Source organism: Propionibacterium sp. (assembly GCF_047719395.1).
Taxonomy (GTDB): Bacteria; Actinomycetota; Actinomycetes; order Propionibacteriales; family Propionibacteriaceae; genus Propionibacterium.
In genome coordinates this window covers 21218-31135 of sequence record NZ_JBDNTB010000033.1, presented here as the reverse complement: position 1 = coordinate 31135, position 9918 = coordinate 21218, and the positions used below count along the sequence as shown (strand labels likewise).

Genomic DNA, 9918 nt, shown 5'->3' with positions numbered 1-9918 from the left:
CGACAAAAACTACCAAAACAAACCAAAAAAATCAAACCATCGGATCAACAAAAAACACGCCTCACCAACAATCCACTCACCACTCTGTCTTGCGACAGCCTGGTCGAGTTTAGTGATCCGTCTGGCTTTCGTCAAACTGACCACTCACCCATTTTGTTCGATGTGAACTGCCCCGAAGAGCAGACCGCATCCAACCCGATCTGAATGGATGGTCCCCGAGCCCGGCCTGGCTGTGACCTCGGCAACATGGCCGCTGTTTCAGCTCGTCCGTCCCGTCCGGGGGCAAGAGATGAATATACATGCCCACTGCAGAGGATGCAAGTCAGGGTTGGCACCCAGCTCTGCGATGGCCGTTGCGCTCAGGAGATGATGACCCCACCGACTGTTTTCTTGCCGCGGCGCAGCACGGCGTAACGCCCTGCCAGCAGGTCGTCGTGGCTCAGCGTGGCGTCCACGTCAGTGATCTTGACGTTGTTCAAGTAGGCGCCACCCTCCGCGATGGCGCGCCGCGCAGCGGACTTGCTCGGGACCACACCACTGGCGACCAGGGCAGTCACAAGACCTGGGTCTTCGGCGTCCTCGCCGGTCAACTCAACGGCATCAACCTCCTTCATGATCGAGTCGAGGGTGGGTTCATCCAGATCGGCGAGCTCCCCCCTGCCGAAGAGGGCCCGGGCTGCCTGTTCGGCACCCTTGCGGGCCGCCTCGCCGTGCACCAGATCCACGATGTCGTCTGCCAGCGCCCGCTGGGCAATGCGCCTGTGCGGCGCCTCCTCGGTCTGGCGTTCCAGATCCTCGATCTCCTCATGTGTCCGGAAGGACAGCAGCTTGAGGTACTCGATCACCTTGGAATCCTCCGCGTTGAGGAAGAACTGGTGAAGGGCGTAGGGAGAGGTCATGGTGGGGTCGATCCAGACTCCACCCCCCTCGGTCTTACCGAACTTGGTGCCGTCGGCCTTGAGAAGCAGCGGTGTGGCGAGGGCGCTCACGTGATCCCCCGTCGCCCTCCGGATAAGATCGACGCCGGCGGTGATGTTGCCCCACTGGTCCGAGCCGCCGTTCTGCAAGGTGCAGCCGTAGCGCCGGTGCAACTCCAAGTAGTCCAGCGACTGCAGAAGGACATAGCTGAACTCCGTGTAGGAGATTCCAGATTCCAGCCGGCTTGCCACGATCTCACGGTCAAGCATCCGGTTCACCGGGAAGTATTTGCCCACATCGCGCAGGAAGTCGATCGCGGAGATCTGGGAGGCCCAATCGAGGTTGTTGACCATCTGCGCTGCGGCGGGACCCTCGAAACTGACGAACTGGCTGGCCTGCTGCTGGATTCCTGTCACCCAGCCGGCCACCAACTCCTTGGGGTTCATCACCCGCTCACCGGCGGCCTTGGGATCACCGATCAGCCCGGTGGCTCCGCCCACCAGGATCAGCGGCTTGTGCCCGGCCTCCTGGAGCCGGCGTGCCGTGATGAGCTGCATGAGGTGGCCGATGTGCAGGCTGGGGCCTGTCGGATCGAAACCGACGTAGAAGGTGACGGGACCTGCATCGAACTGTTCGGCGAGCGCCTTCGGATCGGTGGAATTTGCGATCAGGCCACGCCAGGCCAGGTCGTCCAGGAGTGCATTCACCCCGCCATGTTATCGGCCCGGGAGGATCAGGCCTTCGTCCAGGATCGTGCCGAGGCGAGCAGCGCGTCGAGTTCGGAGAGCTGTGCACTCACCTGCACCGGTGCCGTTCCGCCGCGTGCATTGCGGGAGGCGACCGAGCCTTCGACGGTGAGCACGTCCCTCACACGGGGAGTGAGATCGGTGTCGATTTCGGCCAACTGGGCGTCATCGAGATCTGCCAGGCCGAGGTCGTGTTCCTCGCAGTAGCGCACCGCACGACCGGTGATGTCGTGGGCGCGGGCGAAGGGCACGCCCTGACGGACCAGCCAGTCGGCCATATCGGTGGCCAGTGAGAAGCCCAGCGGTGCGGCCTGGGCGAGTCTGGCCTCGTCGAAGGTGAGCGTGCCGACCAGACCGGCCACGGCGGGTAGTAGTACGTGCAGCTGGTCGACGCCGTCGAACAGCGGCTCCTTGTCCTCCTGCAGATCACGGTCATATGCAGTGGGCAGGCCCTTGAAGGTGGCCAGCAGCCCGGTGAGATTGCCGATCAGCCGTCCGGCCTTCCCGCGGGCCAGCTCCGCGACATCGGGATTCTTCTTCTGGGGCATGATGCTGGATCCGGTGCTCCAGGCGTCGTCGAGTTTCGCGAAACCGAATTCGGGAGTGGTCCAGGCGATGACGTCTTCACTGAGCCGCGACAGGTCGACGCCGATCTGGGCCAGCACGTAGGCGGCCTCGCTCACCAGATCACGGGCAGCCGTGCCGTCAATCGAGTTCGCCACGCTCGCATTGAATCCAAGGTCGTGGGCGACCTGTTCAGGGTCCAACCCGAGTGAGGAACCAGCCAGCGCGGCCGAGCCATAGGGGCTGACGGACAAGCGACGGTCCAGATCACGGAAACGTTCGATGTCCCGGGTGAGCGGCCAGGCGTGCGCGAGCAGCTGGTGGGCCAGCAGCACCGGCTGCGCGGTCTGCATGTGGGTGCGCCCGGGCATGATCGCATCTGGATACGCCCGCGCGCGGCCTTCAAGAGCTTCGATGACGTCGACGAGGTCGAGGCTGAGATCGCGGATCTCGCGGCGCAACCAGATGCGGATGAGGGTGGCGATCTGGTCGTTCCGGGAACGCCCCGCCCTCAGCCTGCCGCCGAGTTCTGCGCCGACACGCTCGGTGAGGATGCGTTCCAGTGCACCGTGCACGTCCTCGTCGGTGGGTACGGGGCGAAGGGTACCGGCGGTGACCTCGTCGGCCATCTGGTGCAACGCGGCAGACATGGTGGTGAAGTCCTCATCGGTGAGCAGCCCTGCTCGGTGCAGTCCGGCGGCGTGCGCCAGCGAACCCGCGATGTCGTCGGGGGCGAGCCGCCAGTCGAACTGGGTGGAGACACTCAGCGCGAACATCGCGTCGGCGGGGCCGCCCTCGAAGCGTCCGCCCCAGAGGAATCCCTGCTGGTGATCCTGGCTCATGGTCAACCTTTCTGCTCGCCGTCGGGGCTGTCATGCCGCTCGGGTGGACGCCCGCTGTGTGCCATCGCGAGGAAGTACTCTGTCATCTGCTGTCCGCCGTCCGCGGCACGGGCGATGACCATCACGGTGTCGTCACCTGCGATGGTGCCCACCACGTTGTCGGCCGCGACCCTGTCAATGGCCGACGCGAAGTACTGCGCAGCACCGGGTGGAGTGCGCAGCACCGCCAGATTCGCCGAGGCATCGGCGCTGACCAGCACCTCTGCGCAGATCCGTGCGAGCCGCTGCTCATTGAGTGAGCGATCCGAACTGCCTTCGCTGCCGGGCGGTGCGTAGACCAGGATGCCCGACGATGCGCGCACCCGCACGGCACCGATGTCGAGAAGATCTTTGCTGAGGGTGCCCTGGCTCACCGTGATGCCTTCGCGGGCCAGCAATTCAGCCAGCTCGGCCTGCGAGCCGATCTCTCGGGTCTGGATGAGGTCGAGGATGCGCGCCTGTCTGGCCGTCCGGCTCGATCCGGAACGTTCCGTGCTGCCGCGTGACATATTGCTCACCCCCTTGCCGTCTCGGTGTTGTCCTGGCGAGGCCTGACTCAGGACTGCGCCTGGGCGGTGTCGAGCAGACTGGGGAGCACCGCGACGAAGGCGTCCAGCTGACCGGCGGTGATGATGAGCGGGGGTGCGATGCGCAGCACCGCGGGACGCGGTGCATTGATGATCCAGCCGGTCTCCAGGGCGGCGTCGGCGACCTTCACCGCAAGGGGATCGGCCAACACGATGCCGCGCAGCAGGCCCTGGCCACGCACCGTGACGATCCTGTCGTCGCCGAGCGCCATGACTTGTTCGGCCAAGTGCTCGCCCATCTCGCGCGAATGCGCCAGGATGTCGTGATCTTCCATGTAGCCGAGCACCGCCAGGCCCGCCGCACAGGCGATCGGATTTCCGCCGAAGGTGGTGCCGTGCTGGCCAGGGCCGAACAGCGAGGCGGCTTCGCCGACAGCGATGCAGGCGCCAATCGGGTAGCCGTTGCCCAGCCCCTTGGCCACCGTGATGACGTCGGGCAGCACACCGAGCCGCTGGTGGGCGAACCACTCGCCGCAGCGCGCGAGACCGGTCTGCACCTCGTCGATCCACAGCAGGGCGCCGTGCTCCGCGGTAATCCGACGGGCGGCGGGCAGGAAGTCATCGGGGGGTTCGACCACGCCATTCTCGCCCTGGATGGGCTCGGTGACGACGGCGGCCACAGTCTCGTCGACTGCTGCCTCGAGTGCTGCGATGTCTCCGTAGGGCACCCAGACGATGTCGCCGGGAAGTGGCTCGAAGGGTGCGCGGTAATGCTCATTGGAGGTGATGGCCAGGGCGCCCATCGTGCGTCCGTGGAAGGAACCCTCCATGGCGACGATCTTGGTGCGCCCGGTGAGTCTGGTCAGCTTGAACGCCGCCTCGTTGGCCTCCGTGCCGGAGTTGCAGAAGAACACCCGGGCCGGGGTGCCCTCCGGAGCGAGCCGGGTGGCCAACGCGATCAGCTTCTCCCCCAACGCGATCTGGGTGGGCGAGGCGAACAGATTGGAGATGTGGCCCAGAGTGTTCATCTGCGCGGTGACGGCCTCGGTGACCACCGGATTGGCGTGACCCAGGGCGTGCACTGCGAGGCCGGCGAGCAGGTCCGTGTACTGCTTGCCGTCGGCATCCCAGACCGATGCACCGGAACCCTTGACGAGCACCCTTCGGGGCGCCCCGAAGGTGTTCATGAGGGTGTGCTCGTAGCGGTCACCCCACACCTGCTGGCTGGTTCCATCGGCCATTGCAGCCGTCGTGGTCCCGGTGGTCTGCTGACTCACAGCTGTTCCTCCTTGTCACCGCGCACCATGGTGCCGATGCCGTCGTTGGTGAAGATCTCCAGCAGCAGCGAGTGCTGCACACGACCGTCGATGACGGTGGCGCGGCTCACCCCGCCCTGCACTGCGCGAAGGCAGGCCTCCATCTTGGGGCGCATGCCGGACTCGAGGTGCGGGAGCATCGTCTCCAGCTCCTTCGGGGAGATCTGGGTGATGACCTCTTCGCTGTTGGGCCAGTCCGCGTACAGGCCGGCCACGTCGGTGAGCATGACCAGTCGTTCGGCATGAAGAGCCACCGCCAGCGCTGCCGCTGCTGTGTCAGCATTCACGTTGAAGACCTGCTCGTGATCTCCGGGGGCGACCGTGGCCACCACCGGAATCCGGCCTGCGTCGATGAGATCACGTACCGATTCAGGGCGCACCTCAGTGACCTCACCGACCTGACCGAGCTTGGTCGGCTGGCCATCCACCAGCACGGTCTTGGGCCGCGCCGTGAACAGCCTGGCGTCCTCGCCGGAGATGCCGACGGCAAAGGGCCCGTGGTCGTTGATGAGGTTGACCAGCTCGCGGCCCACCTGACCCACCAGCACCATCCGCACCACGTCCATCGCCTCGGGCGAGGTGACGCGCAGGCCGCCGCGGAACTCGCTGCGGATGTTGAGCCTCTTCAGCATCCTGGTGATCTGCGGGCCACCGCCGTGCACCACCACGGGCTTCACGCCGCAGCGACGCAGGAAGACCATGTCCTCGGCGAAAGCGTGCTTGAGGTCCTCGTTGATCATGGCGTTGCCGCCGTACTTGATGACGATGACCTTGCCGGCGTACTGCTCCAGCCAGGGCAGCGCCTCGATGAGGGTGCCGGCCTTGGCTATCGCGGCGTCGTGGTCGAGACTGCGGACGTGGCTCACGATTCGTACTCCGCGTTGATCTCGACATAGCGGTAGGTGAGGTCGTTGGTCCACACCACGGCCTGCTCGGTTCCGGCGTGCAGATCGATCAACACCGTGCAGTCGCGGCCTGACAGGTCCACGAGGGACCGGTCGTCGCCGATGGCGCCCTGTCGGAAAACCATGACACCGTTGAAGCTCACGTCGACTTGCTCGGGGTTGAAGGCCGCCTTGGTGGTGCCGACCTCGGAGAGCACGCGACCCCAGTTCGGGTCCCCGCCGAAGACCGCGCACTTGAACAGGTTGCTGCGCGCCACAGACCTGGCGACTTCGAGGGCATCTGCCTCGGTGGCCGCGTTCTGCACGGCGATGGTGATGTCGTGGGCGGATCCCTCGGCGTCGCCGAGCAGCTGGTGACCGAGATCCAGGCAGACCTCGGCCAGGCCTGCGGTGAATTCCTTGGTGTCCACCCGCACGCCAGAGGCACCGGAGGCCAGCAACAGCACAGTGTCATTGGTGGACATGCAGCCGTCGGAGTCGAGGCGGTTGAAGCTCACCTCTGTGGACGCGCGCAGCGCCGTGTCGGCCTGTTCCCCGGTGATCACCGCGTCCGTGGTGATCACGACGAGCATGGTGGCCAGGGCGGGCGCGAGCATGCCGGCGCCCTTGGCCATGCCACCGATGGTGAAGCCTCGCCCTGTGTACGCGGCGGTCTTCGGGTGGGTGTCGGTGGTGATGATGCCGGCAGCAGCCTCGGGACCGCCTTCGGTGGACAGTGCTTCGTGGCCACGCAGCACGCCGGTGAGGATGGTGTCCATCGGCAGCCGCACGCCGATCAGGCCGGTGGAGCAGACCGCCACCTGATCATCGGGGCAGCCGATGAGCCGCCCGAGTTCGGCAGCAGTCGCGGCGGAATCGGCCAGACCGGCCTCCCCCGTGCAGGCATTGGCGCCGCCCGAATTGAGCACGACGGCGCGCAGTGTGTGATCGGCAACGGCCTTGCGGGACCAGACCACCGGTGCGGCGCAGATCCGGTTGGAGGTGAACACGCCTGCGGCGACTGCCAGGGGGCCGTCGTTGACGATCACGGCCATGTCGGGAGTGCCATTGGCCTTGAGCCCGGCTGCCACACCGGAAGCCCGGAAACCCTTCGCTGAGGTGACGCTCACGGCGCTACTCCGATCGTTGTCAGGCCAGTCGTCTCGGGCAGGCCGAGCGCGAGATTGAGCGACTGGATGGCACTTCCCGCAGTGCCCTTGGTGAGATTGTCCAGGGTGCAGACAGCGACCAGACGCCCAGCCTCGGCGTCAACGGTGGCATTGACGCCTACGGAGTTGGAGCCGAGTGTCGACTTGGAATTCGGCCAGGAACCCTCGGGCAGCACGTGAACAAAGGGCTCCGGGTCATAGCTGTCGAGATAGGCCTCGCGCACCTGCCCGGCGCTGATCCCGGCGTCCACCGGGGCGGTGACGACCACCAGAATGCCGCGCGGCATCGGCGCCAGCATGGGGGTGAAACTCAAGGTGGGCTGCCTGGCGCCGAGCAGTTCGAAGTTCTGCAGCATCTCCGGCAGATGGCGATGAACACCACCCACCCCGTAGGCGCTCATGCCACCAGCCGTTTCGCTGCCGAGCAGATGCGGCGTGGCACTCTTGCCCGCTCCGCTGGTGCCCGAGCCACCCGCTGCGGTGACATCGTGCCCGTCGACCAGACCGTGGGTGAGGGCTGGCAGCAGGGCGAAGGTCACGGTGGCAACCCAGCAGCCCGGCGCGGCGATGCGCTTGGCCGAGGCGAGCTTGTCGCGCTGGCCGGGCAATTCGGGCAGCCCATAGGGCCACGCACCGGCATAGGGTACGTGATAGAAGCGCTCCCAGCGGTCGGCATCGGTGAGCCGATGATCGGCGCCGCAGTCGATGACGATGGCGTCCTCGGGCAGTTTCTCGGCCAACGCCGAGGACGCGCCGTGCGGCAGTGCCAGGAAGATGATGTCGTGCCCGGCGAGGTTCTCGGGCGTGGTCTCCGCCACAACGCGATCGGCCAGCGGCCACAGGTTCGCATGATGCTCACCGAGTCGTGAGCCAGCGCTGGACGCCGCAGTGAGATTGCCGATCTCGATCTCGGGGTGGGCGAGCAGCAGCCGCAGCACCTCTCCCCCGGCGTAACCGGTGCACCCGGCGACAGCAGCTGTGAAAGACATAGGCATAAATATGCCACTTGAAGCATAAGTATGCCAAACTGCGCGTCGCGGACCTACTTCTCGGCATGCTGAACGGCTAATGTGTCGCGAGGCATCAAGAGAGGCGGATGATGAATCAGTACTCCCAGGCATCCCGGCTGCAGGGCGTGCGCTACGACGTGCGCGGCAAGAACATGGTCGAGGCCCAGAGGATGGAGGCGGAGGGACAGCAGATCCTCAAGCTCAACATCGGGAACCTCGCCCCCTTCGGCTTCGAAACCCCGGATTCTGTGGTGCGCAGCATGGTCGCCCACCTTCGGGACTCGGAGGGCTATGCCGACTCCCGCGGCGTCTATTCGGCCCGTACCGCAGTGGCGAATTACTACCAGACCAAGGGCCTGAATGTCGACGTCGACCAGGTGCTGCTCGGCAACGGCGTCAGCGAGCTCATCTCGATCGTGCTGCAGGCGATGCTGGACACCGACGACGAAGTGCTCATTCCTGCCCCTGACTACCCGCTGTGGACGGCGCAGGTGACGCTCAGCGGCGGCAAGGCCGTGCACTACATGTGCGATGAGTCCAATGGCTGGAATCCCGACCCCGAGGAAATGGCCTCGCTCATCACCGAGCGCACCAAGGCCATCGTGCTCATCAACCCGAACAATCCGACCGGCGCCGTCTACGACGCCGACATCGTGCGCGATGTGGTGGAGCTGGCTCGTCAGCACGACATCATGGTGCTCTCCGATGAGATCTACGAGAAGATCATCTTCCAGGGCCAGCACGCCTATGCCGCCACCTATGCCCGCGATGATGTGCTGTGCATCACTTTCTCCGGGCTCTCGAAGGCGTACCGGGCGTGCGGTTTCAGGGCCGGATGGCTGGTCATCACCGGTCCGCTGGGCAGGGCAGAGGACCTTCGCGAAGGCATGCAGCTGCTTGCCAACATGCGAATGTGTGCCAATGTGCCCGCACAGCACGCCATTCAGACCTGCCTTGGCGGCTACCAGTCGATCGATGATCTGGTCGCTCCTGGCGGGCGCTTCTACGAGCAACTGGATCTGGCCCAGGAACTCCTCAATGAGATCGACGGCCTGAGCTGCGTGCCGGCCAAGGGTGCGCTGTACCTGTTCCCGAAGCTCGACCCGGAGCTCTATCCGGTCGTCGATGACGAGGAGTGGGCGCTCGGCCTGCTGAGGCGCAAGAAGATTCTGGTCAGCCACGGACGGGGCTTCAACTGGTCCGAGCCGGACCACTTCCGGGTGGTCGCGCTGCCCGAGGAGAAGCTGCTGCGTGAGGCGATCGGGCGGATCGCTGAGTACTGCTCGGAGACACGGGCGCGCTGACGTTATTCCGCTTCGACTGGCCGGACCCGATGTGATCGATGCCTGTCCGGTCATGCTGTGGGTGCTGCCCGACTGTGACAACGGTCCTGTCGAGTGGTCCCGGTGTTGCCGGTCGACGCCTACCATCGCGGCATGGGTGAGTCCTGTGGTGCTGATCTGGAGGACGAGGCCGTCCGGAAGGGACTCGACGCCTTGCGCGCCGACGCAATGTCCACCGCACGAGCCGTTGGGGCGAAGCTGGCGTCCCTCCGCGACGAGCGCGCCAGCACCGTCACCGACGACGAACACGACCCGGAGGGCTCGACGCTCACCGACGAATGGGCCTTGGCCAAGACCCAGGTTGATTCCGCCGAAGCATCGATCGCGCAGATAGACGCTGCCCTGGCAAGGCTTGATGCGGGCTGCTACGGGGTCTGCCTGTCCTGCGGCCGCCCGATCACCCCGGCACGCCTGGCCGCCAGACCGACTGCTGAGAACTGCATCGACTGCGCCCGCAGGGAGCAGCGCCGGGCCAGGTGAGCCGGCCCGGCGGGCGAGGTTCGCTGTGCGAGCCATGACGGCTGGTCAGCGGAACGCGGGATGGGACGATGACTGATCGG

The 9918-nt window shown here is 65.7% G+C and carries 10 protein-coding genes; 3 read left to right on the top strand and 7 right to left on the bottom strand.

Annotated elements, in window-relative coordinates; all coding sequences use genetic code 11:
* A partial coding sequence (locus ABF648_RS07365; RefSeq protein ID WP_415631653.1) for a hypothetical protein occupies positions 1–204 on the top strand: 204 nt, incomplete at its 5' end.
* Between the two features lie 155 nt (positions 205–359).
* On the opposite strand, the gene tyrS is transcribed toward ABF648_RS07365, so the two are convergent.
* Genes tyrS through argC form a run of 7 tightly spaced genes read right to left on the bottom strand, consistent with a single transcriptional unit; the run spans position 360 to position 7994 of the window.
* Positions 360–1625 (bottom strand): tyrosine--tRNA ligase, encoded by a 1266-nt coding sequence (gene tyrS, locus ABF648_RS07360; RefSeq protein WP_415631652.1) that lies wholly within the window; start codon positions 1623–1625, stop codon positions 360–362.
* Between the two features lie 26 nt (positions 1626–1651).
* Entirely contained in the window at positions 1652–3070 is a 1419-nt protein-coding gene (gene argH, locus ABF648_RS07355; RefSeq protein ID WP_415631651.1) for an argininosuccinate lyase, read from the bottom strand.
* Between the two features lie 2 nt (positions 3071–3072).
* The gene (locus tag ABF648_RS07350; protein WP_415631650.1) at positions 3073–3618 is read right to left on the bottom strand and encodes an arginine repressor; all 546 of its coding nucleotides are present in this window, start codon (positions 3616–3618) and stop codon (positions 3073–3075) included.
* Between the two features lie 47 nt (positions 3619–3665).
* Positions 3666–4877 (bottom strand): acetylornithine transaminase, encoded by a 1212-nt coding sequence (locus tag ABF648_RS07345; protein WP_415631654.1) that lies wholly within the window; start codon positions 4875–4877, stop codon positions 3666–3668.
* Positions 4878–4909: 32 nt separating this feature from the next.
* A complete protein-coding gene (gene argB / locus ABF648_RS07340; RefSeq protein ID WP_415631649.1) occupies positions 4910–5818 on the bottom strand; it encodes an acetylglutamate kinase in 909 nt (302 codons plus the stop codon).
* The gene (gene argJ, locus ABF648_RS07335; protein ID WP_415631648.1) at positions 5815–6966 is read right to left on the bottom strand and encodes a bifunctional glutamate N-acetyltransferase/amino-acid acetyltransferase ArgJ; all 1152 of its coding nucleotides are present in this window, start codon (positions 6964–6966) and stop codon (positions 5815–5817) included. The genes argB and argJ overlap by 4 nt, the downstream gene beginning before the upstream one ends.
* Positions 6963–7994 carry an N-acetyl-gamma-glutamyl-phosphate reductase gene (gene argC, locus ABF648_RS07330; RefSeq protein WP_415631647.1) on the bottom strand — a complete coding sequence of 344 codons (1032 nt, stop codon included), beginning with the start codon at positions 7992–7994 and terminating at the stop codon, positions 6963–6965. Before argC ends, argJ begins: the two co-directional genes overlap by 4 nt.
* A gap of 107 nt (positions 7995–8101) precedes the next feature.
* Between argC and ABF648_RS07325 the strand changes: the two genes are divergently transcribed.
* Together ABF648_RS07325 and ABF648_RS07320 are read left to right on the top strand one after the other, a co-directional pair.
* Positions 8102–9319, top strand: coding sequence for a pyridoxal phosphate-dependent aminotransferase (locus ABF648_RS07325; RefSeq protein ID WP_415631646.1), 1218 nt, complete (start codon positions 8102–8104; stop codon positions 9317–9319).
* 132 nt (positions 9320–9451) lie between these two features.
* Positions 9452–9838, top strand: a complete 387-nt coding sequence (locus ABF648_RS07320) for a TraR/DksA family transcriptional regulator (protein WP_415631645.1) — start codon at positions 9452–9454, stop codon at positions 9836–9838.
* The last annotated feature ends 80 nt before the right edge of the window (positions 9839–9918 follow it).